This window comes from Acinetobacter sp. CIP 64.7 (genome assembly GCF_000369745.1).
Taxonomy (GTDB): domain Bacteria; phylum Pseudomonadota; class Gammaproteobacteria; order Pseudomonadales; family Moraxellaceae; genus Acinetobacter; species Acinetobacter fasciculus.
The window spans coordinates 116931-142484 of sequence record NZ_KB850183.1; the positions used below are offsets into that span (position 1 = coordinate 116931).

The window sequence follows — 25554 nt, forward strand, 5'->3', positions numbered from 1 at the left end:
AAGCTGTTTAAGTTAAATCAAACATTAAAATACCCTGAACCCATGAAAATTCTGATTTTGCTACCTTTACTGAGTTGCTTGGGCCTGACAGCGTGTACCTCACCTGTTTCATCTTTCCCTTCTCAGATCACTTCAACTCAATCGACTCAAGCCATTGCCCAATTATTTGATCAGGCGCAAAGTTCTGGCGTTTTAGTGATTCAGCGTGGTCAAAAAGTACAGGTCTATGGCAATGATTTAAGCCGTGCAGGTACCGAATATGTTCCAGCCTCTACTTTCAAAATGCTCAATGCCCTGATTGGTCTACAACATGGTAAAGCCACAACCAATGAGATTTTTAAATGGGATGGCAAGAAACGCAGTTTTGCAGCCTGGGAAAAAGACATGACGCTCGGCGAAGCCATGCAAGCTTCTGCTGTACCCGTCTATCAGGAACTGGCACGTCATATTGGTTTGGAATTAATGCAGCAGGAAGTACAACGCATCCAATTTGGTAATCAGCAGATTGGTCAGCAGGTCGATAACTTCTGGTTGGTAGGCCCTTTGAAAATCACTCCAAAACAGGAAGTCGAATTTGTCTCTGCTCTAGCCCGAGAGCAACTAGCCTTTGATCCTCAAGTCCAGCAGCAAGTTAAAGCCATGTTACTTTTACAGGAACGGCAAGCTTATCGCCTATATGCCAAATCCGGTTGGGGCATGGATGTACAACCTCAAGTCGGCTGGCTTACCGGCTGGGTTGAAACACCGCAAGCCGAGATCGTGTCATTTTCACTGAATATGCAGATGCAAAATGGTATGGATCCGGCGATCCGCCTTGAAATTTTGCAGCAGGCTTTGGCCGAATTAGGGCTTTATCCAAAAGCTGAAGGATGATGCAAATAAGCATGGGAAAGGCATTAAAATTAAGCTATATTTTTAAAAAATAGACATTTAAATAAAAAATATGCGTCTTCTGCTCTGTCTGCTCGTAGTGGGATTGATCATGTCTGCCTATCTGCATATGCAGGCCAAAACCCATCCTCAACTGCGCTATAACTCGCTGGCTGATCATTTGACGCATCCTTTCGATACCCGTTTACGTTTCCGGATTGATCAGGTCGATTCAGGTTTTGGACTGAGTAAAGATCAGGTCATTCAACTGAGCAAGGAAGCGATTGAAATCTGGCATCAGGGAACAAATCGTGATGATTTGATGGTCTATGATGAAAATGCCAGACTGAGTATTCACTTGATCTATGATCAACGCCAGCAAGACTATGATGCCTTAAAGAAAGTCGAAAAACAGTTGCTGGCAGATGACGCCAAGTATCAACGTCAGGTCAAAAACCTGGAAACATCCCATCAGCACCTGGAAAGTCAGCAGCAACGCCTGATCCAGCAAAGAGATCAGATCAATAGTGAATTTCAGGCCTTACAGCAACGACGCCGTCAGCCGAATTTATCTGCTTATGAGCGTGAGCAGATTGAATATGAAGTCTTGGCTTTACAGCGTAAATCGGAAAGTTTTCAACGGGAACTTCAGTACCTGCAGGAACAGCAAAATTCCTTTAATATGAATGTTTCCATGCATCAACATGGTCTGCAAAACCATCAGCAGAATATCATTCAAGCCCAACAGCGTTTCCCTGCCCGCGAATTTCATAAAGGTGTGTTTATGGGCAATCAAATTCATGTCTATCAATTTGATGCAGAAGATGATCTCCGCCTGACTCTGGCACATGAACTCGGACATGCCTTGGGTCTGTATCACCATACTGACCCGGAAGCACTGATGTATCCGGTACTGGGTAAACAGAATCTGCAACACTTCCAGCTGCGACCTGCAGACAAGACCTTGCTTTATAACCGTTAAATGATCAGCTTGAATTCCTTAATTAATTTAAGTGTATAAGTATTATAAAAAACACTCTATTCTGATTTCATGTTATTGTGATTGACTACATTGTTTAGGCCATCTTTGGAGATTCGTGTGAGTTACTACCATATTTTAATTGAAGTAAATGACCACATTAGTACGATTGATGAAACCCGTGATATCGAGATCTTTGATATCGAGGACATCCAACCCTATCTTCATTCGATTTTGCTGCCTTATTTCAATGAACAACTGATTGAACTCGACGATGAAAATCTGGAATATAAAGATATTCTACATCTGGAAATCAAACAGACCTTATTGCCGATCAATGACCTGATCGAAGAAGAACAGCGTCTGTTGCCAAGCGATACCGACATTACCATTAGCGCCTATGAAATTTTTAATAACCGCGAGTTGAGTCAGGATGTCACCAGCGTGATCTTTGACCTGCTTGAAGCGGTAAAACTGGATAGCTAAACTTTCTCCAGATATAAAAAAAGTCCTCATTGAGAGGACTTTTTTTGTGCATGGATTTAGATCGAGAATGAAGATCCACAACCACAGGTCGTGGTCGCATTCGGGTTTTGTACCACGAAACGTGAACCTTCTAGACCTTCTAAATAATCGACAACTGAACCGACCAGATATTGATAACTCAATGAATCGACCAGGACTTTAACATCGCCATTGGCAAATTCTGCATCATCTTCATTCTGGCTTTCCGCAAAGTTAAAGCCATAAGAGAAACCTGAACAGCCGCCACCGGTCACATAGACACGGAGCATTAAGTCTTGGTTACCTTCACTGTCACGCAACTGGCGTACTTTATTTGCGGCATTGTCGGTGAGCACAAGCGCTTGGGCATTCATGGCGGATTCCTCTGTTGAATGGAATGTCTTTAAAAAGAAAAGACCATATTTAAGTATAGCACACTCAATATATGGTCAGTCTCTACAGATTAAAAGTCAAATCAGAGTAATTTTATCAGGATTATTTGTAGTTCTCATCCTGTAAGGCACATTCAAAATTTGTCGGATTCTGTTTGCAACGGAATTGCCACAGCAATTTCATCATGCGTTTGTCATAAACGCCGCGTTTGGTCAGGTCAATTCGGGAATCCCGCATCATTTTCTGATAACCTGGTTTATCTGCCGCAGGAATATCCATCCAGTATTTCGAAGGAATATCCGCTTTCATTTTACCCAAAATACCAAAGGCACGTGGTAACTGGCTCTTGACCCATTCACGTGATTTTTGTCCGTATCCTGCCGGGAATTTATCAGGACGGATAATAATATTACCTGTAACCTGCAATACCGGATAATTCACAATCGCACCTTTACTACCCAACCCTTTATGTAATTCTAAAGGCTTAAATGCTGCAGCTGGTGCACCGATAATATCCACCTGACCATTGTTAAACATACTGGCAAAATTGCTGATTTCGGCACTCACTGCTTGTGCACCAACCTGCTGTACCATGATTTTTTGTGCTTCGTCATGGCTTAGTACCGCAATTTTTTTACCGGCTGCTTTGGCAACAGTATTGATACTGCGGTCGTTCACTAACAGAAAAGCATCACCTACCGGAATCACTCCAACAATTTCATATTTACCTTGCAGCATTTGTTTGGCGAAGGTGGGACTGGCCAGGCCCTGCATGACTTTAACCGCCAGATTCAGATCGGTGATAGCCCCGATTGCATCCAGAGAACCGGTAAACTTGTTAAATTGACGGCCACGCATTCCAGTCACACTAATGCCGTCACATTTCCCGGCTTTAAAATCTTCTGCGACCACGGCTTCATTAGTATTCACCCGCAATTCGACATCTGCCCCCCAGTTTTTGGCCGCCAACTGATAGTCTTTCATCACACTATAGACATCACCGTTTTTACCGACCAGATCAAATACGCAAATCACCTGTTTGGCTTGCGCCAGACCTGAAACAGCCAGTGTCGCTGTAGCCAATGCCAGTACTTTCCATCCTCTATGCATCATCTTCATTTCCTTATCGCTTGTTTTTGTTATTGAAGTTTTAGTCACATGTGATTGTTTTTTATATGAAACATTCGAATTTAATATTTAGATTAAGCTTAAGCTATTTTATTTGCTGCACAATGGCAGATCTGACCTGGTTCAGCCATAAAAAAAGCCTAGATCACTCTAAGCTTTTTGCTTTAAAAATCAGATTATTCGCCAGCCATTGAACATTCAAAGTTGGCCTTATCGACAGAACAACGGGCACGTTTTAATACTGACATCATGCTGGCATCATAGATTCCACGTTTGGTCATGTCCATCCGGCCATCACGTAACATTTTCTGATACTTGGTTTTATCTTCAACGTTCAGGTTCATTTTATATTTCGACGGAATACCGGCTTCCAGACGTTTGATCATGGCCATGCTCTTTGGCAGGTTTTTGATAAACCAGTCACGCGATTTCTGTCCAAAACCTGCGGGGAATTTTTCTGGACGAATCACAAAATCAGACGTCACATGCAGCACCGGGAAATTAAACATCGCGCCGTTATTACCCAGACCTTTATAGATTTCTAATGGCTTGTAGGCATAGGCAGGCGCACCCACCATATCCACCTGACCATTGTTAAATTTGGCCACAAAGTTGGACACATCGGAAATGACGGCCTGTGCACCGACGCGCTGTACCATGATTTTCTGGGCATCGTCATAGCCGAGTACTGCGAATTTTTTACCTGCAGCCTTTTCAATCGAATTGATATTTTTGTCACGAACAAAAATAAATGCCGAACCCAGCGGAGAAATACCGGCAATTTCATATTTTTTGCCGCCCATATTGGTCACCATTTTGCCTGCATTACGTTTGTCGAGAGCAAAACTGATCGCACGCTGGGCAATAGCATTACTTGGTGCACCACCCAGTGCATCAATAGAACCGGCAAATTTATTGTATTGACGGGCACGCATGGCGGTCATAAACACGCCATCACATTTACCGGCCTTGAAGTCATTGTCGGCAACCGCTTCATCCTGACGGGCAATCAGATTAATTTCTGCGCCCCAGCCTTTTGCAGCCAGTGCCCATTCTTGTGCCATCTGGAAAGACTCACCGGATTTACCCAGTAAGTCAAACACACAGATATCGACTTTTTCTGCATGCGCCGCACTTGCAAAACCAAATGCAGAGAATGCAGCCAATGATAAGAGTGTTTTTTTCATTGTAGTTATCCTTTGAAATCTTGTTATTCGCTGAGTGTCCGTACACGGGACAAATATTAAGCAAGTTTAATTAAAAAAAATAGAGCATTTACTCCATTTAAAACCGGCATTTTGGCCTATAAAGATAAATCAGCAATAGTTGCCTAAGTTATTTTTAAATATATATTTAAATATCAATATCTTAATATTTAAAACTGCTTTCTTATAATTACATTTACCCAGATATAGTTACAAAGATATACATGATTTCAGATTTATTCGCCACCAATCGAACATTCAAAATTGGTTCTTTCTACCGTACAACGCGCGCGTTTCAATACGTTCATCATGCCCTGATCATAAATCCCCTGTTTGGTTAAATCGATCCGCCCATCACGCAGAATCTTTTGGTAGGCCACACGATCTTCACGGCTTAGATTCAGAATATATTTGCTTGGAATCTCAGCTTCCATGCGCTTGACCATGGCAAAGCTGCGCGGTAACTGTTTCACAAACCAGTTTCGGGATTGTGCGGCAAAGCTTGCCGGAAACTTTTCCTGACGAATAATCAGATCAGCAGTGACATTAATCACCGGAAAATTAATCATTGCGCCTTGACGGCCTAGTCCTTTCTGTAATTCCAGCGGTTTAAATACATAAGCCGGTGCAGCGACAATATCCACTTCGCCCTGATTAAACTTGCGAATAAAATTGGAAATTTCCGACATGACCGGTACTGCTTCAATCCGGTCGACCATGATTTTTTGCGCATAGTCATAATGCAGCACGGCAAATTTCTTGCCTTTGACCTGTTCCAGTTTATTTAGAGTACGATCACGAACAAAAATATAGGCTGGGCCAATCTGACCAATACCCGCCACTTCGAATTTTTCTTTGCCAATCTGGGTGATCAGGCGTTTGCTATTGCGTTTATCCAGTACATAGCTGATGGCTTTCATGGCAATGTCATTATTCGGCACGCCGCCAATTGCATCAATCGATCCAGCAAATTTGTTATAAGCCCGGGCACGCATTGAGGTCATATAGAAGGCATCACATTTTCCGGCTTTGACGTCCTGATCGACCTTGGCTTCATCCTGATAAGCGCTTAGCTGAATTTCGGCACCCCAGCCTTTTGCTGCCAGCGCCCATTCCTCCAGCAGTTTGTAAGACTCACCAGATTTCCCCAGTAAATCAAAAACACAGACATTCACTCTGGCTTGAGTTGAAGTCGACACCAAAATGCCCAGTGCCGATAAAATTAAACATCCCTTTTTCATTTTTATTTGACTCTATGATATTTTTTGCTCCATCAGCCTGAACTATAAACCACTGTTCATGCATAAAATAGAGCTTTTACTCAACTTATGCGTCTATCCCAGATGAATTGACAGAGATGAAAAGCACAATCATTTCAGCAAAACCGGTAAGATTTTTCATTTTCACAGGGCTTTCCTTTAGAATAGGCGCATCTTATTTCTTAGCTTTGATTTCTCAATGATTCAGTTAGACCAGTTATCTATACGTCGCGGTGGACGTGTTTTATTTCAAAAAGCGTCGATGCAGTTACACCCAGGATGGAAAATTGGCCTAACCGGTGTCAATGGTGCCGGGAAATCAACCCTGTTTTCAGCCTTGCTGGGCGGCATGGAGTCAGATACGGGTTCATTGACCCGTCCTGCGGTGTGGACCGTGGCGCATATGGCTCAGGAAATTAAAGCGCTGAATATGAAAGCCATTGATTTCGTATTATCAGGTGATGAAGAATACTGGGAGATTCAGCAGAAACTTGAGCAGCCAGATCAACTGGATGATGCAGAACTAGGGCATTTATATGGCCGTTTTGATGAAATTTCAGGTTATTCAGCTCCTGCCAAAGCCTCGCAATTGATGGCGGGTCTGGGCTTCTTTGAACATCAATCACAACTGGATGTTTCAAGTTTTTCCGGTGGCTGGCGTATGCGTCTGAATCTGGCACGTACCCTGATGAGCCGCTCAGACTTACTGCTCCTCGATGAACCGACCAACCATCTGGACTTGGATGCGATTCTCTGGCTCGAAGACTGGCTCAAGGCTTATGAAGGTACGCTGGTGCTGATTTCACATGACCGAGACTTCCTCGATGCGATCACCGATCATATTTTACATATCGAAAATCAGGAACTGACTTTATATACCGGCAACTACTCGACTTTCGAGCGTACCCGCAGTGAACGTCTGGCGCAGCAGCAACAGGCGTATGAAAAGCAGCTGGAAACCCGCGCGCATCTGCAAAAATATATTGACCGTTTTAAAGCGCAAGCGACCAAAGCCAAACAGGCTCAAAGCCGGATTAAACAGCTGGAACGCATGCAGGAACTGTCTGCTGCGCATGTCGATACACCATTTACTTTCAGTTTCCGTGAACCGACCAAAATGAGTTCACCGTTATTGCAACTGGAACATGCCGATATTGGTTATGGCGACAAGCTGATTGTGACCAATGTAAATTTACAGATCACGCCAAACAGCCGGATCGGTTTACTCGGGATGAATGGTGCTGGTAAATCCACACTGATTAAATCGCTGGTCGGTGACCTGAAACTGATTCAAGGTCTGCGTAAAGATTCAGAACTATTGAATATTGGTTATTTTGCCCAGCATCAAATGGATGCACTGGATGGTAATGCCAGCCCAATGTTACAGCTGGCACGTATCGCAGATAAAAAAATCAGTGAAGCCAGTCTACGCTCCTTCTTGGGTAGTTTCGGTTTTAGTGGCGAACGTATGGATACGCCAAGTGAAAGCTTCTCAGGCGGTGAACGTGCACGTTTGGCCCTAGCACTGATTGTTTGGCAGCGTCCGAATGTACTGATTCTGGATGAGCCGACCAACCATTTAGACCTGGATATGCGTCATGCACTGACTATGGCTTTACAAGATTTTCAGGGCGCGGTAGTTCTAGTTTCGCATGAACGTCAGCTCATCGCCAGCGTCTGTGATGAACTGCTACTGGTACATAATGGTCAATGCCGTGAGTTTGATGGTGATCTTACTGCCTATGCTGACTGGTTACGCCAAGCCCGTATTGAGATGATTAAAAATGGGCAAAAGCCAGCAGAACCGGTGAAATCCCAAGTCGAAGTCAAACCGACTATTTCCAAACTGGACAAGGAAGCACAACGTAAGGAAGCTGCTCGCCAGCGGGAACTAAGTCGTCCGATTCGCAAGAATATTGAAAAATGCGAAGCACAGATGGCCAAACTACAGCCGCGACTGATTGAAATTGAAAACCTGCTGGGTGACAGTACTTTATACGAAGCATCACGTAAAAATGATTTGCTGAAACTGATGAATGAGCAAACCGAGCTAAAAGCCAAACTGGAAACAGCCGAAGAGCAAATGCTAGAACTGATGATGGAACTGGAAAGTCTGGAACAGACGTTCTAAAGCTCTTTTAGTAAGATTTAAGATAAGAGATGAATGACCAACGTTGTTCATCTCTTTTTTATTCACTATTTTTAATGTTTTCTCTTCCATTTTCCCCTCTGTATTTTTTCATCTACGTCTAGATGTTTCTTTAATTCTGTTCTTTTCTATTCATTCGACACATAAGGTCATGAATTACACAAACCCTATATAAGTTTATTTTTTAAACATTCGTGTGGCGTTTTTCATACATTAATTTACAGCGTACTGTTTCATCCTAAGGCTCTAATACAAGTGTTAATTAATTTTTGGCAGCCTTGCTACGAGTCTGTTTAATGTTGAACTAGAGAGAGGAAATCCGCATGCGTGCTCTTACCTATCATGGTGCTCGAGATGTACGAGTTGAATCCGTTCCAGATCCAGTGATTCAGGAACCAGATGACGTTATTTTAAGGGTGACAGCCACCGCCATCTGTGGCTCAGATCTGCATTTATACCGGGGGAAAATTCCGGCCACTGAAGACGGTGATATTTTCGGCCATGAATTTATGGGAATTGTAGAAGAAGTCGGCCCAGAAGTAACCGAAGTCAAAAAAGGTGACCGGGTGATTATTCCCTTTGTGATTGCATGCGGTCACTGTTTTTTCTGTGAACATGAACTGATGGCTGCCTGTGAAAATACCAATAGCGGTCGTGGTGCGATCCTGAATAAAAAACAGATTCCACCCGGCGCAGCTTTATTTGGCTTTAGCCATCTGTATGGTGGTATACCAGGTGGTCAGGCCGAATATGTGCGGATTCCCAAGGGCAATGTCGGACCATTTAAAGTGCCGGGTTCCCTGCCTGATGAAAAAGTATTATTCCTGACCGATATTCTGCCAACTGCGTGGCAAGCAGTGAATAATGCCCAAGTCGGTCGAGGTTCCAGTGTGGCGATTTATGGTGCTGGCCCGGTCGGTCTGCTGGCTGCTGCCTGCGCGCGGATGCTCGGTGCCGAGCAGATATTTATGGTCGATCACCACCCTTACCGTTTGCGTTTCGCGCATCAAACCTATGGGGTAATTCCCGTCAATTTTGATGAAGTCGATGCCGCTGAATTTATCATTCAAAATACCACGGGTTATCGTGGAGTCGATGCCGTCATTGATGCGGTCGGTTTTGAAGCCAAAGGTAGCATGCTGGAAACCGTAATGACCAACCTGAAATTAGAAGGTTCGAGTGGTTCAGCGCTAAGACAATGTATTGCAGCGGTCCGTCGCGGCGGTGTGGTGAGTGTACCTGGAGTTTATGCCGGTCCAATTCATGGCTTCTTGTTTGGTGATGCCTTTGACAAAGGTTTGACCTTTAAAATGGGACAAACCCATGTGCATAATTACTTGCCGCAGTTGCTAGAACATATTGAAAATGGAGATCTGTCTCCAGATCTGATTATTACCCATCGCATGAAACTGGAAGATGCTGCGGAAGGTTACCGTATTTTTGATAAAAAGGAAGAAGACTGTCGTAAAGTCATTCTAACACCATAAATATGATTAAAAAAAAGCGCCGTCAGGCGCTTTTTTATTTTTCATCGTCATTTTATCAATCCTCTTTTTCTTGTTCCTAATCAATATCATTTCAGCGATTCCCTCCCTCTTTTCTATCGAGTAATAAAAGAAATGCCCGATTTTCAATAATGAAATCAAGAAATAACTCAAAAATGAGAAATAAAAAAGTTAAGCAAAAATCGATAAAAGTATGATTTTAAATAAAAATGAAAGTTCACTTGATTATTAAATCAATTATGTAGTTTAGCTGCATCTTGAGTTTTTAGTTAACAATATGTTCCACGGTAATGATTAGAGAAACTACACTATATTTACAAGTATTTAATTTATAATAATTTTTTATTTTAAAGCCAATCCAAGGAATAGTCTGGTCATACTAGCAATATATCGCCAAATCTAGCTTTAAATTTAAAATGCTATTTTAAATTTAAAAACACTTATCCACAAGATAATCGATTTCAAATTTGAATTTAAAATAAAGAATTAATACGTGGATTAAAGCTTGCGGAAAAATACTATCTTATTCACATAAAAATTATGGATAACTTTAGAGTTATCCACATCTCTGATCAGGCTTTCTAGATGCTTGAAGCAATATTATTCACGTATTATTTAGCGTATTAGACCAAGTTTCTTATAAGCTATTGAAAATTGAAAATTTAAAATTTAAAATTTAGTTTTAGCAGCTTTTTATTTATTTTTGAGATATTGGATCTTCTGAATAGGCGATTTATTATTTTTTAGTCGAATCCACCTAAAGTATTCGATCTGTTTTTATTACACGCATCTTTAAATACCACTTTGACTGATCCAGTTTTCACCTAGTGTCGTGAACTGCATGCAAACTTCTCATCGTATAAAGAACGTCTTTCTACCTCACTTTCCTATTCAAAAATTATTTTAGAAGTTCTGATGCAGATCATTTTTATAACGATAGATTCACTCCAGATTTCAGGTATTCTCCCGAGTTGGTAATCTCTATACATAAACCCTTTCTTAGAGTCGATTTGGCTTACTCAACTTGGCTTTTTAAAACCTAAATGAACCCGTTCCATATCTAAAAATCGGTCCAAAATTACTTTATTTTGCCTAGCTCACAGGATATGAGTAAAAAATTGGTCTAAAAAAAGCGCCTCGAAAGGCGCTTTTTTATATCTGATTTTATCCTGAAGGGTTATGCATCAATATCTGCATTCAAGGCATTTTCTTCAATGAAAGCACGACGTGGTTCTACGTCATCGCCCATCAAGCAAGAGAACATACGATCCGCTTCAATCGCATCGGTAACTGTCACTTGCAGCATGTTACGGTTGTCTGGATCCATGGTGGTTTCCCACAACTGTTCCGCATTCATCTCACCCAGACCTTTATAGCGCTGGATCATCATGCCACGACGTGAGTCCTGCAAGATATGCTGCCAAACCTGATGGAAATTGCTAACCTGAATCTTGCGGTCGCCTTTTTGTAAATATGCACCCTCTTCAAGCAGGCTAAACCAACTCTTCGAGTTCTTTAATAAACGTGCATATTCACTTGAACCTAACAGTACTGAGTCTAACAGGTAGCTATGTGGCAAGTTATGTACATAGATCGTGATACGTGGCAACCAGCTTGTAGTTTTTTGACCATCTGCCAGTTCTTTTTCAAAACGTTCTAGGGTTAATTCTGGACGTAATGTAGGCTGAATGGCTTCAATCGCTACACGTAGATTCTCACCCCATGTTTCCACATAGTTTTTGTCTTCCAGCTGATCCAGCTTAAAGCCTTCCAGTGACAGTAGGGCATCAAGCAGACTCGCAGGATAACGTTGGGTCAAACGTGCCAAGCTCTTCTGGGAAGTCTGATAATCAGCAATCACATTCGCCAGTGCTTCACCACGAATCGCAGGCGCTTCTGCACTGATATGCAGTTCCAGCTCATCAATCGCATTCGAAATTAGGTAAGTCTCCAGTGCATCATTGTCCTTGATGTACTGTTCCTGCTTACCTTTTTTCAGCTTATATAATGGTGGCTGTGCGATATAAATATGACCACGTTCCACAAGTTCCGGCATTTGACGGAAGAAGAACGTCAACAGTAAGGTACGGATATGCGAACCATCCACGTCAGCATCGGTCATGATAATGATTTTGTGATAACGCAGTTTGTCCGGATTATATTCTTCACGACCAATACCACAGCCCAATGCGGTAATCAGCGTACCGACTTCAGCAGAGGAAATCATGCGGTCAAAACGGGCACGTTCCACGTTCAGGATCTTACCTTTCAGCGGTAAAATCGCCTGCATTTTACGGTTACGACCTTGCTTTGCCGAACCACCTGCAGAATCACCCTCGACCAAGTATAGCTCAGACAATGCTGGATCTTTTTCCTGACAATCGGCCAGTTTACCTGGAAGACCGGCAATATCCAGCGCACTCTTACGACGTGTCATTTCACGTGCTTTACGCGCTGCATCACGCGCACGTGCTGCATCAATGATCTTGCCAGCAATCGCTTTGGCTGCTTGTGGATTTTCCAATAAATATTCAGAAAATGCCTTATTCATGGCCTGTTCGACAGCCGTTTTTACTTCACTCGACACCAGTTTTTCTTTGGTCTGTGAAGAGAATTTTGGATCAGGCACCTTGACTGACACAATGGCAGTCAAGCCTTCACGTGCATCATCACCCGATACCGCAACTTTTTCCTTTTTCAGGATATTTTCGCTGTCCATGTAGTTATTTAAACCACGGGTCAACGCAGCGCGGAAGCCGGCCAAATGCGTACCACCATCCTTTTGCGGGATGTTATTGGTAAAGCAACGCACATTTTCCTGATAAGAATCATTCCATTGTAATGCGACTTCTACCGTAATACCGTTGTCGGCCTGTGCAGCAGTGAAGTGGAAGATATCATTCAGGTGCGTTTTGCCTTCGTTAATATATTTAACGAACTCAGATAAACCACCTTCGTAGTCATAGACATTCTCAAGATTGACGCGTTCATCACGCAGGACAATACGTACACCCGCGTTTAAGAATGACAATTCACGTAAACGACGCGCTAAAATATCAACATTGAAAATGGTTTGACTAAAGGTTTCAGCACTTGGGTAGAAACGTACTGTTGTACCCGATTTATCAGTTGTACCTGTTTCACGTAATTTATAAACAGGATCACCATGACGGTATTCCTGTTCATAAGTTTTGCCCGCACGGCTAATATTTAATAGCAGTTTTTCAGACAGCGCATTGACCACCGAAACACCAACGCCATGCAGACCGCCAGAGACTTTATAACTGTTGTCGTCGAACTTACCACCGGCATGCAGAATGGTTAAAATTACTTCTGCTGCAGACACGCCTTCTTCAGGGTGAATGTCGGTCGGAATACCACGACCATTATCAGATACTGAAACCGATTCATCTTCATGGATCGTCACTATAATTTCATCACAGTGGCCTGCCAAGGCTTCATCAATCGAGTTATCGACTACTTCAAACACCATGTGGTGCAGGCCTGTACCATCGTCTGTGTCACCAATGTACATGCCCGGACGCTTACGTACTGCGTCTAAACCACGTAATACCTTGATGCTAGAGGAATCATAAGCCTTTTCAATGGTTTGTTCTGTTTGAGAAGCAGCTTGATCTTCTGAACTCATGGTTTCTCCCTAGTGAAAAATAGGTCTATCCAAAGATGGGTAAAACTCAAAAAATATTATTGCACAACTTGAACTGTACCGTTTTCAACACTGAATAACTGATATGAGATAGACAAATCATGTAAGTGCTTTTGTACTGATTCATGGTCTAAGGTGGTAATAAAAACTTGACTACCAAGTTGGCTCAATCGCTCAATTAAACGTTGTTGTGCGGTTAAATCTAATTCTGCTGTCACATCATCTAATAATACCACAGTTTCCTTATTACAAGAATGGAGCATTGCGATTTGCGACAGTTTTAGTGCGATCATCAGCAGCTTTTTCTGACCCCGCGACAGGATCACGTCGGCATCCCCCATCGGGGTCTTTAAACGCAAATCCGCGCGATGTGGACCATATTCGGTATAGCGTCGCTCACAGTCTTTTTCATGCTGGTTGGTCAGATCATTCAGCAGGCCAGTTTCACTGTGAAAGCCCGGACTGTATTCCAGACTGACTTGCAAATCAGGTAATAACTGTTTCAGGTCATCTTCAAAAAAGGGCTTCCATTGTTCCACGATCCCGACACGTTGCGAATGTAAAATTTCACCATATTCACTGAGCATCTGGTTCCACGGTTCCAGATCTGACAGACTGAGAAAGCGTTTGCTTTTGAGCAAACTATTTCGCTGTTTCAGCGCACGAGAATAATATTGCCAGGCATGATAAAACTCTGGTTCCACGTGGAACATTAACCAGTCAAGGAGTTGGCGTCGTGGTTTAGCACCATGATCGATAATATCGGTGCTTTGCGGATCAATCAGCTGCAAGGGCAACAGTTTGGCCAGCTGTCCCTGGGTTGCGACCAGATCACCATTGACCTTGATCAGTTGCTCCCCGCTGGCCATTTTTTGCATGCCAATTTTTTCAGTCGCAGACTGTGCAAATACAATCGCATCCTGCGCGCCATGCTGGATATAATTTTTAGGAATATGAGTACGGAAGGAACGACCGGCAGCCAGTAAATGAATCGCCTCTAAAATCGAGGTTTTACCTGAACCATTTTGCCCATAAAAAACATTAAACGGCTGCAATCCGTGGAGAGCAACCGTCTTTAAATTCCGCACACGCTCAATATGTAAACGCGTAATATGCATGTCTTATATGAATATCAGAAGCCGCGGCTTAAACACGCATCGGCATGACGACATAAGTCTGATCAGTATGCGCCGGGTCTTGTACTAAGACAGACTGATTCGCTTCAGTCATAGTCATTGACACATCATCGCCATCCAGCACACCGAGGACTTCAATCAGATACTGCGCATTGAAGGACATTTCTAGCGGTGAATCGGCATATTGAATCGCCAGGTCTTCAATCGCTTCATCCTGCTCCGGGTTATTGGCACGAAGTTGCAAAGAATCAGCATTGAAGTTCAGAAACACACCGCGAAGTTTTTCATTACTTAAAATCGCCACACGCTGCAAAGACTGCTTGAACACGTCATGTGCGATCATCACGACTTTGTCGCCCCCACGTGGAATCACACGGCGGTAGTCCGGGAACTTACCATCAATCAGCTTGGTAGTGAAACGCACGGTAATGTTCGCCTGTTCCTTGTCACGGCTTGGCATATTGATGGTCACATTGAGCAGTTCACGACCAATCAATAGAGATAATTGCTCATCTTCAACGCTGAGCAGGCGCTGTAATTCTGCAACGGCCTTACGTGGCACAATTGCCTGAATCGGCTGTGCTGCAGTGGATTGTGCTGCTGTTTCACACAGTGCTAGGCGGTGGCCATCGGTGGTCACAGCACGTAGCTGATTGGCATCAATTTCCAGCAAAGTACCGGTCAGGTAAAAACGCACATCCTGAACTGCCATGGCAAAGGCGGTTTTTTCGAACAGGCGTTTAAGTTCACGCTGTGTCACCGTCACTTGCGTGCCTTGGGTGTTTTCAGTGTTCAGTAATGGATAATCATCAGCAGGCAAGGTACCCAGTACAAAACGACTGTTGCCTGATTTAAGGATGCAGCGCTGATCTTCAGTAATATGCAAATCCACCAATGCCGCTGAAGGAAGTGACTTACAGATATCAATCAGCTTACGTGCAGGAACTGTGGTCTCGCCTTCCTGCAGACATGCACCTTCAGCCAGTGCTGTACTCGCCACCAGTTCGACTTCCAGGTCGGAACCGGTCACGGTCAATGCTTGCGTAGTCACCTGAATTTTCAGGTTAGACAGGATATTCAAGGTATGGCGACGTTCAACCGCTCCTACGACATGTGAGAGAACATTCAGTAAGCTTTCTTTCGCGATTTTTAAACGCACAGTGCATTCCTCTAAAGCTGAAGATTAATATAGAAAAAGTGATTTTTTTGACGGTTTACTATGCGGCAAAAGCAGCCGCATAGCAAGAATAGAATTTGAGCGATTTAGGTCAACTTTGCAACAGACGCTGCAGGTTTTTATAGTCTTCGTTAAAGATCGGATCTTCTTCACGCAGGCTTTGTACTTTCTCGCAGGCATGCATCACGGTACTGTGATCACGGCCGCCAAAAGCCATGCCAATTTCCGGAAAACTGTCGCCGGTTAATTCACGTGCCAGCCCCATCGCCAGCTGACGTGGGCGGGCATAAATCCGGGTACGTTTTGGACCGACCAGTTCTTTCAGTGGAATCCGGAAATACTCACTCACCACACGCTGAATATTTTCAGTACTGATGGTACGGGCACGAATTGCCAGCACATCTTTTAAAGATTCACGCACCACATCCAGATCAATTGGCGTACCTTTAAAACGTGAAATCGCCACCACTTTGTTCAGCGCACCTTCCAGCTCACGCACGTTAGCCACCACCTGCTGGGCAATAAACAGCGCACAGTTACGTGGTAAATCGACCTGGTTGCTTTCTGCTTTTTTCAGCAGAATTTCAATTCGGGTTTCAATATCTGGCGGTTCAACCCCGACCGACAAGCCCCAAGAAAAACGTGAAACCAGACGTGGATCCAGCTCTGTCAGCTCTTTAGGATAACGATCCGAAGTCAAAATAATTTGCTTGGATTCATCCAAAAGTGCGTTAAAGGTGTAGAAAAATTCGACCAGACTGGCCTCTTTACCGGCCAGCAAGTGAATATCATCGACCAGTAATAAATCCAGAGAACGGCAGTTTTTCTTAAACTCTTCGACTTTACCCTGCTGCAACGAGCTGACAAAGTCCTGTACAAAACTTTCTGCGGTCATGTACATGACGCGTGCATTCGGCTTGGCCTGCAACAGCGCATTGCCGACCGCCTGCATCAAGTGGGTTTTACCCAGACCGGTCGGACCATATAAAAATAACGGGTTGTGCTGTGAAGCCCCCAGCTGGGTCAGTACCTTGCGACAGGTTTCTGCTGCCATCTGGTTCGATCGGCCTTCCACAAACAGCGAGAAGGTAAACAATGGATTCAACTGACGTCTACGGCTATTTTTGCCGCTGTCTTCTTTTTCTTTCTTCGGCTTCGGCACTGGCATCGGTGTCGAGGTCAATGCCGCAGTCGTGGTCGCCGGTTGTTCACTGGCAGATAAAATCGCCCCTGGACGTGAATCGACCAAAATCTCGACCTTGCGTACCCGTCCTTCAGACAACTGTTCTGCCAGAATCGTAATCAGTTCCAGATGATGTTCCTGAATGTAACGCGTCCAGTAAGGATTAGGTGCATACAAACGCAAGCTGTCTTCCAGCTCTTCTGCAACCAATGGGCGAATCCACATTGTAAAGACATTTCCAGAGAGCTCTTGTCGCAGGCGATTTAAGCAGTCCGTCCAAAGCATGTGAATCCCCTATTCATTCCATTGTTCATTCAAAAAAGATGACCGCGACCAAAAGCGGGTCGCCATTCTAACCAAGTTATCCACATCTGTCATGGCAATTTCCACAAAAACTGTGCAAAAAGAAATCAACATGTATGAATTTAAATTTAAAACCCAGTGTGGATAAGTTTATCCGCAAGCTGTGGATAAAATATATCATAAAGTTATCCACAAAGTATAAAATTAATAGAAACAGTTTTATCCACAATATAAGTTTATGTTTAATTAAATAAAAAGTGGCTTATCCATAGAAAAAGTGCTCCCTAATAGTAATAAATTTAAATTTATAAATTTGAATTTATTTATAAGATCACTAGTTTTTGTGGATAACTCAAAAAACTTCAAATTTAAATTCAAAACCGTAAGTTAAATTTAAACTCTGGATAACATGTGGATAACTTTGTTGATAGAGTTGTTTATAACTTATATATATTTATATAACAATAACTTAATTTGTGATTAACTTGAATTGAACTATTTTTTATTCAGTTCTTTGAAAAACCAGGGTCTTTATCTTTTTTGATCTTATTTGAAAAGAAAACCGCTTTTGCATTGACAGCTCAAGCAATGAGCACTAAAATCGCGGACCTTCACAGAAAGATCATTTTTTGGAGTTTCAATATGAAACGTACATTCCAACCGTCTGAATTAAAGCGTAAGCGTGTTCATGGTTTCCGTGCTCGTATGGCTACTAAAGCTGGTCGTCAAGTATTAGCTCGCCGTCGTGCAAAAGGTCGTCATAGCTTAACTGTTTAATCAGTTACGCTAAGACGATTTTGGGTGTTATGACAAAACTTTATAGTTTTGGCACAGAGTTCCGATTACGCTGTGCTGCCGATTATAAAGGTGTCTTTGATGGTGCGCTTTTTAAAGTGCATCAACCCCATTTCTTATTTCTTGCAAAACATTCCGAACTGCCAAATAGCCGTTTGGGTTTAGTTGTTGCCAAGAAGAAAGTGCGACGTGCACACGAAAGAAATCGAGTAAAACGACTTGCTCGCGAAAGTTTTCGCCTGCATCAACAGCAATTAGATGACTTAGACATTGTAATCATGCCAAAAATGGGTGTTGAAGCAGTGCCTAATGCAGAATTGCACCAGCAATTACAATTTGCCTGGCAGAAACTGAACCGTCTTGCCAAAAAGCATTCAAAAATAGCCCCCTCCCCACAAAAGTAGAGTTGGCCAATGGTACGTTTACTGCATTGGTTGATCCGTTTCTATCAGATTGCGATTAGTCCTCTTCTTGGACCGCGCTGTCGTTATATTCCAACTTGTTCTCAATATTCCTTGGAAGCAGTCCAGATGCATGGCGCTGGGCGTGGAGTGTGGCTGGCTACTAAACGTATTTGCCGTTGTCATCCGTGGGGGGGCTCGGGATATGATCCTGTTCCCTCAAAAGCGATTCGTTTTATTTCATTTCAGCAAATAGATTCTCAAACGCTTCACGTTGCTGTACCCTTTCGTGATCGTTTATTGAACCAAAATCACTCTCACCACTTGGGGTAATACATATGCAACAATGGGCCAGGATTGCAATTCTCGGAGCCATGTTTGTTGTCGCATATTTGCTCATTTTGGCGTGGCAAAAAGATTATGGAAATGCTGAAACAAAACCGCAGCAGGAAACTGCTGTTGTTTCGCATGACGTATCTGCAGATTTGCCAAATGGTCAGACGGCTACAGTTGCCTCTGATCTGCCACAAGCAAATGTGCCAGCACAGCAAGCCACGGATGCCACAGCACCTGTAAGTCAGCAGCTTATTTCAGTACAAACTGACCTTTATCATCTTTGGATTAATCCTAAGGGTGGTGATATTGTTCGTATTGAATTACTCAATCATGACAAGAACAAAGACAGCGATGAACCGTTCGTCATGCTGGAAAGCGATGCGAAACGTACTTATGTCGCCCAGTCTGGCCTGATCGGTCTGAATGGACCGGACAGCAGCCGTAACGGCCGTCCAATGTATGAGCTGGAAAAAACTGCTTATACCCTGGCAGATGCGAAAACAGTCAAATCCAAAGACGGTGAAAACCTGAAAGTATTGTCTGTACCGCTGGTGTTTAAAACCGCTGACGGGATCGAGATTATCAAGACCTTCAATTTCACTGAAGGTGAATATCCGGTCGTGGTAAATCACAAAGTGGTCAACCGCAGTGGCCAGACCTGGCAAGGTCAGATGTTCGGTCAGATCAAACGCGATAACTCGGAAGATCCAGGCAAGTCCGATCAAGGGATCTTCACGCTGGGAACATTCCTCGGCGGTGCATGGGGTACCCCGGACGAGCAGTACAACAAGCTTAAATTCGACAACTTTGTTGAAGAAAAAGTCAGTACTGAAGCGACAGGTGGTTGGGTGGCAATGGTACAGCACTACTTTGTCAGTGCATGGGTTCCAGGTCAGCTGAAGTTGACTCAAGGCAATGGCGAAGCTTATAGCGCCAAGCTTGAATCACGTAAATCAACCGATAACATGAACATCATCGGTTTTACTTCACCAACGTTTAATGTACCAGCAGGTACCGTGGCTGAAATTGATGCGACTTTCTATTCAGGTCCAAAAATCCAGTCAGAACTGAAAGATTTGGCTGCAGGTTTAAACCAGACCGTTGATTATGGCTGGTTATGGCCAATCGCGAAATTGCTGTTCGTGGGTCTTGAATTCTTCCATGGTCTGGTGGGTAACTGGGGTTGGGCAATTATTCTGTTGACCATCCTGGTGAAAGTGATCCTGTGGCCATTGTCGTCGAAGAGCTATCGCTCGATGGCGAAAATGCGGGTGATTGCGCCAGAAATGCAACGCATGAAAGAAGAGTTTGGTGAAGACCGCATGCGCTTCTCTCAAGAAATGATGGCATTGTATAAACGTGAACAGGTCAATCCGCTTGCCGGCTGTTTACCGCTGTTATTACAAATGCCGATTTTCCTGGCCTTGTACTGGGTATTGATGGAATCTGTGGAACTGCGTCATGCGCCATGGATGCTGTGGATTCAGGATTTGTCTTCAATGGATCCTTGGTTCATTCTGCCGTTGTTGATGGGCTTGACCATGTATATCCAGCAGTCGTTAAATCCGCAGCCGACCGATCCAATGCAGGCGAAAGTCTTCAAGTTTATGCCGATTATCTTTACGGTATTCTTGTTGTTCTTCCCTGCAGGCTTGGTTTTATACTGGATCGTCAACAACTTGATCACGATTCTGCAACAAACTTTGATTAACAAGTCTGTTGCCAAAGATCGTGCCAAACGTGATGAGGCCACTCCAGCCAACTAAGTTGTACGGATAGGCTGAATAAATCCGCTTAAGATGGTAATCTTAGGCGGATTTTTTTTGGCTGTACTTTTGAGTCCTTGCAGGTGAATTTTATGCTCAACCGAACCACAACTATTGCTGCGATTGCAACTCCACCAGGACGTGGCGGCGTTGGGGTGATTCGCCTGTCTGGCCCAAAATCCTATGAAATTGCTCAAGCCCTGACACAAAAAGAACTCCCCCAGGCCCGTTTTGCCGGTTTTCGCCAGTTCTACGATGCGACAGGCGAAGTCATGGATGAAGGACTGGTCATCTGCTTCCCGAATCCAAACTCATTTACCGGTGAAGATGTGGTGGAGCTACAAGGTCATGGCGGTCCGGTGATTCAGAATGCCCTGCTTGGCCGTTTACTGGAGCTGGGAGCCACTGCAGCCAAAGCGGGTGAATTCTCCATGCGTGCTTTCGAAAATGGCAAGCTGGATCTGGTGCAGGCTGAGGCGATTGCCGACCTGATTGATGCAACCTCGCAAGCAGCCGCCCGTTCTGCCGTGCGTTCTTTGCAGGGGGTATTTTCGACCAAAGTCAATGCAGTCCTCGAGCAGCTGATTCACCTGCGTTTGCATGTGGAAGCCGCGATTGATTTCCCGGAAGAAGAAATTGATTTTCTGGCGGATGGCAAGATTTTAAATCTGCTGGATGGCGTATCCAGTGCCGTCACTCAAGTCCAGCAATCTGCACGTCAAGGTCAGTTGTTACGTGAAGGTTTACAGGTGGTGATTGCGGGTAAACCGAATGCCGGTAAATCCTCCTTACTGAATGCATTGGCTGGAATTGAACGCGCGATTGTGACCGATATTGCCGGTACCACCCGTGATGTCTTGCATGAAAAAATCACCTTAAATGGTCTGCCGATTACCCTCACCGATACCGCAGGCTTGCGTGAAACTGGCGATATCGTGGAAAAAGAAGGGATCCGCCGCGCGATTAAAGAAATTGAACAGGCCGATTTATTGCTCTTGGTCTATGACTTAAGCCAGGGCGAAGATCCGCTGCAACTCGCCCAAGAATATTTTGCTGAACATATTGAACCGAAACGTTTAATGCTGATTGGCAATAAATGCGATCTGACCGGTGCTGAAGCTGTGATTGGCGATTTAAATGGTTTCAGGCATATTGCAGTCTCTGCCAAGCAGGAAACCGGTGTTCAAGCACTCATAGAGGCGATTACAGCGCATGCAGGCTTCCAGCCTGAGGAAGACACCTTTATTGCCCGTACCCGTCATTTAGATGCAATGAAGCGCACGCAGATCTATCTGGCTGAGGCGCGTGAGCAACTGGTGGTGTATAACGCCGGTGAACTGGTGGCAGAGTCCTTGCGTCTGGCGCAAAATGCTTTGGGCGAAATCACGGGTGATTTCAGTGCAGATGACCTGCTGGGCAAGATATTCGGATCGTTCTGTATTGGTAAATAATTATTTAATAAATATCAAAAAAGCCCTCAAGTGAGGGCTTTTTTTAGGCTGGTAGACGGGATTTTTGATACGCCCACCACAGTGCAAAACACAATAGACTGATCGCGATACAAAAGCTGATCACAGCGAAATCCAGCCCCCAGTGATCGGCCAGATAACCCACAGCAATGATGGGAACAATAGTGCCCAGATAAGCAATAAACAGATAGGTCGACATCACTGCTGCACGGTTGTCTAAGCTGGTCATTTGATGAATCAGTGCAAAAGCACCCATCAGGGCAAAACCATGGCCGATCCCAAAGCAAATATCACTGATAAAAAATAGCAGGCTGATTTTCGAATACATGCATAGCGCCAAAACCATCAGGCTCAAGCACATCATCATCAGGCCGATATTCAGACATTTTGACGCTGCGACCGCTTTGGCCATAAACTGCACGATCACTGAGACGACTAAAATACTGGTAATGGCCAGCCCACTGACCAAAGGACCATGCCAAGGTAAAATATTGCGGACAAAGGATGGTGACAGGGAAGCAAACAGGCTAAAGGCGGCAAAGGCACTAAAAGCTGTCACTGCAATAATCATAAACACCCGATGAAACTGGGCTTCAGGTCGTTGCAGTTTAGGCGCCATGCTAAAGGGCTGTACCTCAAACTTGGGTGCCTTGATCCAGAACAGGCCAATCAAACACAGCACGGCACCCAGAATAATCGGTAAATATGGCATCACCAAAGGGGCAGCGGAAAACTGCGCAATCACACCACCGACCAAGGGTCCCAAACCAAAACCCATTGCGGTGATGATTGAAATCAATTGTGGTGCAGTGTGTTTATGGCTTTCTGGGATAGTATGCATCAAACCCATCATGGCAGAAGTGGTCATCAGGCCCGATGCAATCCCAATAATAAAACGGCCAATCGAGAGGATTAGTGCATTCTGGGCAAAAACAGAAATGATGAGACCCAGCGTGATCAGGGCCAGACCAATTTGCAGGGTCCGTAAAAATCCAATGCTGTTACTGGTTCTGCCCAAAAATAACAAGGTCGAGAGGCAGCCAAACATATAGGCGACAAAAATGTAGGTGATCTGGCTGGGCAGCAAATGCCAGAGCTGTTGATAAATCGGATAAAGCGGACTGGCCAAAGCGGTGCCAATCGTTCCCATCATTAAAGCCAGGCTGACCATCAAGAACGGTCGCCAGCTGGTCGTTATTGTCATGAAAATGCCGTTATAGTGTTAATCCTTGGCCAATCCATGTCAGGGCGTAGCGAGGAAAATAGAAAGTGTCTGCAGTTTAGAATGGATACAGAAAATCGGTCAAGGCTGAATGAGTAAAATGTTTATCATTTAATATATTTTAACTATATAAAACAATTACTTATTATGAATATTGATGTGTTTTCTAGATAGATTGGAGTTCAATCTAACGCTATACATGGTGTTCCACGTGAAACATTATGAACTTGTTTAACTGAGTCTAAACAGTAACATAAATGTTTGAGAAATTTAAAAGCAGAGCGATTAGAATCGAAGCATATTCTTATCCAATTCATGTAGAACATTCATGTTAAAAAAAACACTGATCATTAGTTTAAGTACATTCATTTCAAGCTTTGCATTTGCCAATATTGATACGGTACAAGCTAATTTGGCAAAAAACAGTCCCAATTTAAAAATTGAAAATATTCAGACTACCGAGATGAAAGGTATCTATAGCGGTTCCATGCAGGGCCAAGTGGTTTATCTGAATGAAGATGCCAAGCATCTGATTGCTGGTCCGATGCTGCGGATTCAGGATCAACATAATCTGACCCGTGATTTAATGCTGAAACAAAATAGTATCGACTGGAAAAAATTACCGCTTCAGGATGCTGTAAAAAGTGTAAGAGGTACGGGTAAACGTCAGATTGCCATCTTTTCTGACCCAAATTGCCCGTATTGTAAAAAGCTTGAGCTAGAGCTGGAAAAACTGAATGACTTGACCATTTATACCTTTATTCTTCCTTTAAAACCCCAGTCGGTGGCTCCTTCAAAACAGGTGTATTGCGAGTCTAATCCAGCTCAGGCATGGGAAAATCTGATTGCTCAAGGAATTCAACCTAAATCGAAAAAAACTTGTGCCAATCCGATTGAACGGAATAAAAAACTGGCTCAGTCTATGGGGGTAAATGGTACACCTGCGATTATTTTTTCCAATGGTTTTAAAGTGATGGGTGCCTATCCGGCAGAGCAGATTGAGCAGATCTTTAAAGAATTCAATTTATAAAAAAATTAAATAAAGCTATCAGTCGCTCAATATAAAAAAGCACCTTTCCGGTGCTTTTTTATTCAGGTCGTCAAATCAACCTCAGAAACATCTGAATGGTTTAGACTGTACGGCGTTTGGTGACCATATTATAAATAAACAGAATAATCACAGCACCAATCACGGAAGCAATCAGACCTGCTGCGGAATCTGCCGAGTACAGACCGAGCATACGACCACCAAAAGTCGCCAACAAGGAGCCGGCAATACCCAGCAAGGTGGTCATGATAAAGCCTGCCTTGTCATTACCCGGATGAATGGCACGTGCAATTAGACCTGCTACAAAACCAATGACGATCGCCACAATAATTGTCCACATATGCATACTCCTTCTTATCATGTCTTTGTTTTCACATCTGTTTAATCATCTTGAAACAAAGTCAGGATCATAAAAAGTTGAATCCTGAAACGAGATGTTATTTTTTGTTCCCGGTTTTTTCTGTATTTTAGGTATAAAAAAAGTGGCTTATGCCACTTTTTTCAACCTGATTTTAAAGACCGATTTCACCAATAAATGGCAGGTGACGGTACTTCTGGTCATAGTCTAGGCCATAACCCACAATAAATTTATCTTCAACTTCAAAGCCCATAAATTCGACTTTCAGATCGATTTCACGACGCGATGGTTTACTTACCAAAGTACACAGTTGAATCGAGTTAGGTTCACGGGTTTGCAGGATTTCGAGTACCTTGCTTAAAGTGTTGCCTGAATCAATAATATCTTCAACGACCAACACATCTTTACCACGGATTTCACCGTCTAAATCTTTCAGGATTTTTACATCACGTGACGATAACGTGCCACCGCCATAACTGGACACAGTCATGAAATCCAGTTCATGCGGTTTTGAAATCACACGACATAAATCAGCCATAAAAATCACTGAACCACGTAATAAACCGATGAGCACAAGTTCTTTGTCACTATTGGCATAGTGTGCATTGATTTGAGCACCAAGCTCTTTGACTTTAGCTTGAATTTCTTCAGCGGAAATCATTACGCTCATTTGAACGGTCATGGGTAGATACCTAAAAAGT

General features: G+C 43.6%; 22 protein-coding genes. 11 read left to right on the forward strand and 11 right to left on the reverse strand.

Going from position 1 to position 25554, the window contains the following annotated elements:
* Window positions 1–42: 42 nt before the first annotated feature.
* The 3 genes from F890_RS17300 (at window position 43) to F890_RS17310 (ending at window position 2335) form a co-directional block, all read left to right on the forward strand.
* Window positions 43–873: an OXA-134 family carbapenem-hydrolyzing class D beta-lactamase OXA-285 gene (locus F890_RS17300; RefSeq protein ID WP_005268230.1), complete on the forward strand. Its 831-nt coding sequence runs from the start codon at window positions 43–45 to the stop codon at window positions 871–873.
* 70 nt (window positions 874–943) lie between these two features.
* On the forward strand, window positions 944–1852 hold the full coding sequence (locus tag F890_RS17305; protein ID WP_005268231.1) for a matrixin family metalloprotease: 909 nt from the start codon (window positions 944–946) through the stop codon (window positions 1850–1852).
* 105 nt (window positions 1853–1957) lie between these two features.
* On the forward strand, window positions 1958–2335 hold the full coding sequence (locus F890_RS17310; protein ID WP_162924842.1) for a hypothetical protein: 378 nt from the start codon (window positions 1958–1960) through the stop codon (window positions 2333–2335).
* Window positions 2336–2391: 56 nt separating this feature from the next.
* Here F890_RS17310 and erpA read toward each other — a convergent pair whose 3' ends face one another.
* From erpA to F890_RS17330, 4 genes are all read right to left on the reverse strand, one after another.
* On the reverse strand, window positions 2392–2727 hold the full coding sequence (gene erpA, locus F890_RS17315) for an iron-sulfur cluster insertion protein ErpA (protein ID WP_004281944.1): 336 nt from the start codon (window positions 2725–2727) through the stop codon (window positions 2392–2394).
* A 121-nt stretch (window positions 2728–2848) separates the two neighbouring features.
* The gene (locus F890_RS17320; protein ID WP_005104964.1) at window positions 2849–3856 is read right to left on the reverse strand and encodes a putative solute-binding protein; all 1008 of its coding nucleotides are present in this window, start codon (window positions 3854–3856) and stop codon (window positions 2849–2851) included.
* 194 nt (window positions 3857–4050) lie between these two features.
* Window positions 4051–5061: a putative solute-binding protein gene (locus tag F890_RS17325; RefSeq protein ID WP_005268232.1), complete on the reverse strand. Its 1011-nt coding sequence runs from the start codon at window positions 5059–5061 to the stop codon at window positions 4051–4053.
* Window positions 5062–5315: 254 nt separating this feature from the next.
* Window positions 5316–6320 carry a putative solute-binding protein gene (locus F890_RS17330; RefSeq protein ID WP_004728970.1) on the reverse strand — a complete coding sequence of 335 codons (1005 nt, stop codon included), beginning with the start codon at window positions 6318–6320 and terminating at the stop codon, window positions 5316–5318.
* Window positions 6321–6537: 217 nt separating this feature from the next.
* Here F890_RS17330 and F890_RS17335 point away from each other — a divergent pair, with 217 nt between their 5' ends.
* Both F890_RS17335 and F890_RS17340 read left to right on the forward strand, forming a co-directional pair.
* Entirely contained in the window at window positions 6538–8469 is a 1932-nt protein-coding gene (locus F890_RS17335) for an ATP-binding cassette domain-containing protein (protein ID WP_004728972.1), read from the forward strand.
* 341 nt (window positions 8470–8810) lie between these two features.
* Window positions 8811–9974, forward strand: a complete 1164-nt coding sequence (locus tag F890_RS17340) for a zinc-dependent alcohol dehydrogenase (protein ID WP_004728975.1) — start codon at window positions 8811–8813, stop codon at window positions 9972–9974.
* Window positions 9975–11169: 1195 nt separating this feature from the next.
* On the opposite strand, the gene gyrB is transcribed toward F890_RS17340, so the two are convergent.
* From gyrB to dnaA, 4 genes are all read right to left on the reverse strand, one after another.
* Window positions 11170–13641 carry a DNA topoisomerase (ATP-hydrolyzing) subunit B gene (gyrB, locus tag F890_RS17345; RefSeq protein ID WP_005268233.1) on the reverse strand — a complete coding sequence of 824 codons (2472 nt, stop codon included), beginning with the start codon at window positions 13639–13641 and terminating at the stop codon, window positions 11170–11172.
* Window positions 13642–13697: 56 nt separating this feature from the next.
* On the reverse strand, window positions 13698–14777 hold the full coding sequence (gene recF / locus F890_RS17350) for a DNA replication/repair protein RecF (RefSeq protein ID WP_004728979.1): 1080 nt from the start codon (window positions 14775–14777) through the stop codon (window positions 13698–13700).
* A 28-nt stretch (window positions 14778–14805) separates the two neighbouring features.
* Entirely contained in the window at window positions 14806–15954 is a 1149-nt protein-coding gene (dnaN, locus tag F890_RS17355; protein ID WP_004647129.1) for a DNA polymerase III subunit beta, read from the reverse strand.
* A gap of 109 nt (window positions 15955–16063) precedes the next feature.
* Window positions 16064–17440: a chromosomal replication initiator protein DnaA gene (dnaA, locus tag F890_RS17360; RefSeq protein ID WP_004281934.1), complete on the reverse strand. Its 1377-nt coding sequence runs from the start codon at window positions 17438–17440 to the stop codon at window positions 16064–16066.
* A 660-nt stretch (window positions 17441–18100) separates the two neighbouring features.
* Here dnaA and rpmH point away from each other — a divergent pair.
* From rpmH to mnmE, 5 genes are all read left to right on the forward strand, one after another.
* On the forward strand, window positions 18101–18235 hold the full coding sequence (rpmH, locus tag F890_RS17365; RefSeq protein WP_000831329.1) for a 50S ribosomal protein L34: 135 nt from the start codon (window positions 18101–18103) through the stop codon (window positions 18233–18235).
* Between the two features lie 29 nt (window positions 18236–18264).
* Complete coding sequence (gene rnpA, locus F890_RS17370; RefSeq protein ID WP_004728981.1) at window positions 18265–18657, forward strand: ribonuclease P protein component; 393 nt, start codon at window positions 18265–18267, stop codon at window positions 18655–18657.
* Window positions 18658–18666: 9 nt separating this feature from the next.
* Window positions 18667–18987 carry a membrane protein insertion efficiency factor YidD gene (gene yidD, locus F890_RS18415; RefSeq protein ID WP_004281931.1) on the forward strand — a complete coding sequence of 107 codons (321 nt, stop codon included), beginning with the start codon at window positions 18667–18669 and terminating at the stop codon, window positions 18985–18987.
* A gap of 5 nt (window positions 18988–18992) precedes the next feature.
* A complete protein-coding gene (gene yidC / locus F890_RS17375) occupies window positions 18993–20756 on the forward strand; it encodes a membrane protein insertase YidC (protein WP_004728983.1) in 1764 nt (587 codons plus the stop codon).
* A gap of 92 nt (window positions 20757–20848) precedes the next feature.
* On the forward strand, window positions 20849–22207 hold the full coding sequence (gene mnmE / locus F890_RS17380) for a tRNA uridine-5-carboxymethylaminomethyl(34) synthesis GTPase MnmE (RefSeq protein WP_004728985.1): 1359 nt from the start codon (window positions 20849–20851) through the stop codon (window positions 22205–22207).
* A gap of 43 nt (window positions 22208–22250) precedes the next feature.
* On the opposite strand, the gene F890_RS17385 is transcribed toward mnmE, so the two are convergent.
* On the reverse strand, window positions 22251–23396 hold the full coding sequence (locus tag F890_RS17385; protein WP_004728987.1) for an MFS transporter: 1146 nt from the start codon (window positions 23394–23396) through the stop codon (window positions 22251–22253).
* 379 nt (window positions 23397–23775) lie between these two features.
* Here F890_RS17385 and F890_RS17390 point away from each other — a divergent pair, with 379 nt between their 5' ends.
* Window positions 23776–24477: a DsbC family protein gene (locus F890_RS17390; protein ID WP_004728989.1), complete on the forward strand. Its 702-nt coding sequence runs from the start codon at window positions 23776–23778 to the stop codon at window positions 24475–24477.
* Between the two features lie 100 nt (window positions 24478–24577).
* Here the strand turns inward: F890_RS17390 and F890_RS17395 are convergent, their stop codons facing one another.
* Both F890_RS17395 and hpt read right to left on the reverse strand, forming a co-directional pair.
* Complete coding sequence (locus F890_RS17395; protein WP_004281926.1) at window positions 24578–24835, reverse strand: GlsB/YeaQ/YmgE family stress response membrane protein; 258 nt, start codon at window positions 24833–24835, stop codon at window positions 24578–24580.
* A 172-nt stretch (window positions 24836–25007) separates the two neighbouring features.
* Window positions 25008–25535, reverse strand: a complete 528-nt coding sequence (gene hpt, locus F890_RS17400) for a hypoxanthine phosphoribosyltransferase (RefSeq protein ID WP_004728991.1) — start codon at window positions 25533–25535, stop codon at window positions 25008–25010.
* Window positions 25536–25554: the final 19 nt, after the last annotated feature.

What these genes read in the sequence shown, in the direction of transcription:
- hpt (WP_004728991.1), bottom strand. Translation starts at nt 25,535, where the DNA reads ATGACCGTTCAAATGAGCGTAATGATTTCCGCTGAAGAAATTCAAGCT.
- F890_RS17335 (WP_004728972.1), top strand. Translation starts at nt 6,538, where the DNA reads ATGATTCAGTTAGACCAGTTATCTATACGTCGCGGTGGACGTGTTTTA.
- rpmH (WP_000831329.1), top strand. Translation starts at nt 18,101, where the DNA reads ATGAAACGTACATTCCAACCGTCTGAATTAAAGCGTAAGCGTGTTCAT.
- F890_RS17320 (WP_005104964.1), bottom strand. Translation starts at nt 3,856, where the DNA reads ATGCATAGAGGATGGAAAGTACTGGCATTGGCTACAGCGACACTGGCT.
- F890_RS17300 (WP_005268230.1), top strand. Translation starts at nt 43, where the DNA reads ATGAAAATTCTGATTTTGCTACCTTTACTGAGTTGCTTGGGCCTGACA.
- F890_RS17395 (WP_004281926.1), bottom strand. Translation starts at nt 24,835, where the DNA reads ATGTGGACAATTATTGTGGCGATCGTCATTGGTTTTGTAGCAGGTCTA.
- F890_RS17385 (WP_004728987.1), bottom strand. Translation starts at nt 23,396, where the DNA reads ATGGTCAGCCTGGCTTTAATGATGGGAACGATTGGCACCGCTTTGGCC.
- gyrB (WP_005268233.1), bottom strand. Translation starts at nt 13,641, where the DNA reads ATGAGTTCAGAAGATCAAGCTGCTTCTCAAACAGAACAAACCATTGAA.
- F890_RS17390 (WP_004728989.1), top strand. Translation starts at nt 23,776, where the DNA reads ATGTTAAAAAAAACACTGATCATTAGTTTAAGTACATTCATTTCAAGC.
- erpA (WP_004281944.1), bottom strand. Translation starts at nt 2,727, where the DNA reads ATGAATGCCCAAGCGCTTGTGCTCACCGACAATGCCGCAAATAAAGTA.
- yidD (WP_004281931.1), top strand. Translation starts at nt 18,667, where the DNA reads ATGGTACGTTTACTGCATTGGTTGATCCGTTTCTATCAGATTGCGATT.
- F890_RS17340 (WP_004728975.1), top strand. Translation starts at nt 8,811, where the DNA reads ATGCGTGCTCTTACCTATCATGGTGCTCGAGATGTACGAGTTGAATCC.
- dnaA (WP_004281934.1), bottom strand. Translation starts at nt 17,440, where the DNA reads ATGCTTTGGACGGACTGCTTAAATCGCCTGCGACAAGAGCTCTCTGGA.
- mnmE (WP_004728985.1), top strand. Translation starts at nt 20,849, where the DNA reads ATGCTCAACCGAACCACAACTATTGCTGCGATTGCAACTCCACCAGGA.
- F890_RS17325 (WP_005268232.1), bottom strand. Translation starts at nt 5,061, where the DNA reads ATGAAAAAAACACTCTTATCATTGGCTGCATTCTCTGCATTTGGTTTT.
- F890_RS17330 (WP_004728970.1), bottom strand. Translation starts at nt 6,320, where the DNA reads ATGAAAAAGGGATGTTTAATTTTATCGGCACTGGGCATTTTGGTGTCG.
- F890_RS17305 (WP_005268231.1), top strand. Translation starts at nt 944, where the DNA reads ATGCGTCTTCTGCTCTGTCTGCTCGTAGTGGGATTGATCATGTCTGCC.
- rnpA (WP_004728981.1), top strand. Translation starts at nt 18,265, where the DNA reads ATGACAAAACTTTATAGTTTTGGCACAGAGTTCCGATTACGCTGTGCT.
- yidC (WP_004728983.1), top strand. Translation starts at nt 18,993, where the DNA reads ATGCAACAATGGGCCAGGATTGCAATTCTCGGAGCCATGTTTGTTGTC.
- recF (WP_004728979.1), bottom strand. Translation starts at nt 14,777, where the DNA reads ATGCATATTACGCGTTTACATATTGAGCGTGTGCGGAATTTAAAGACG.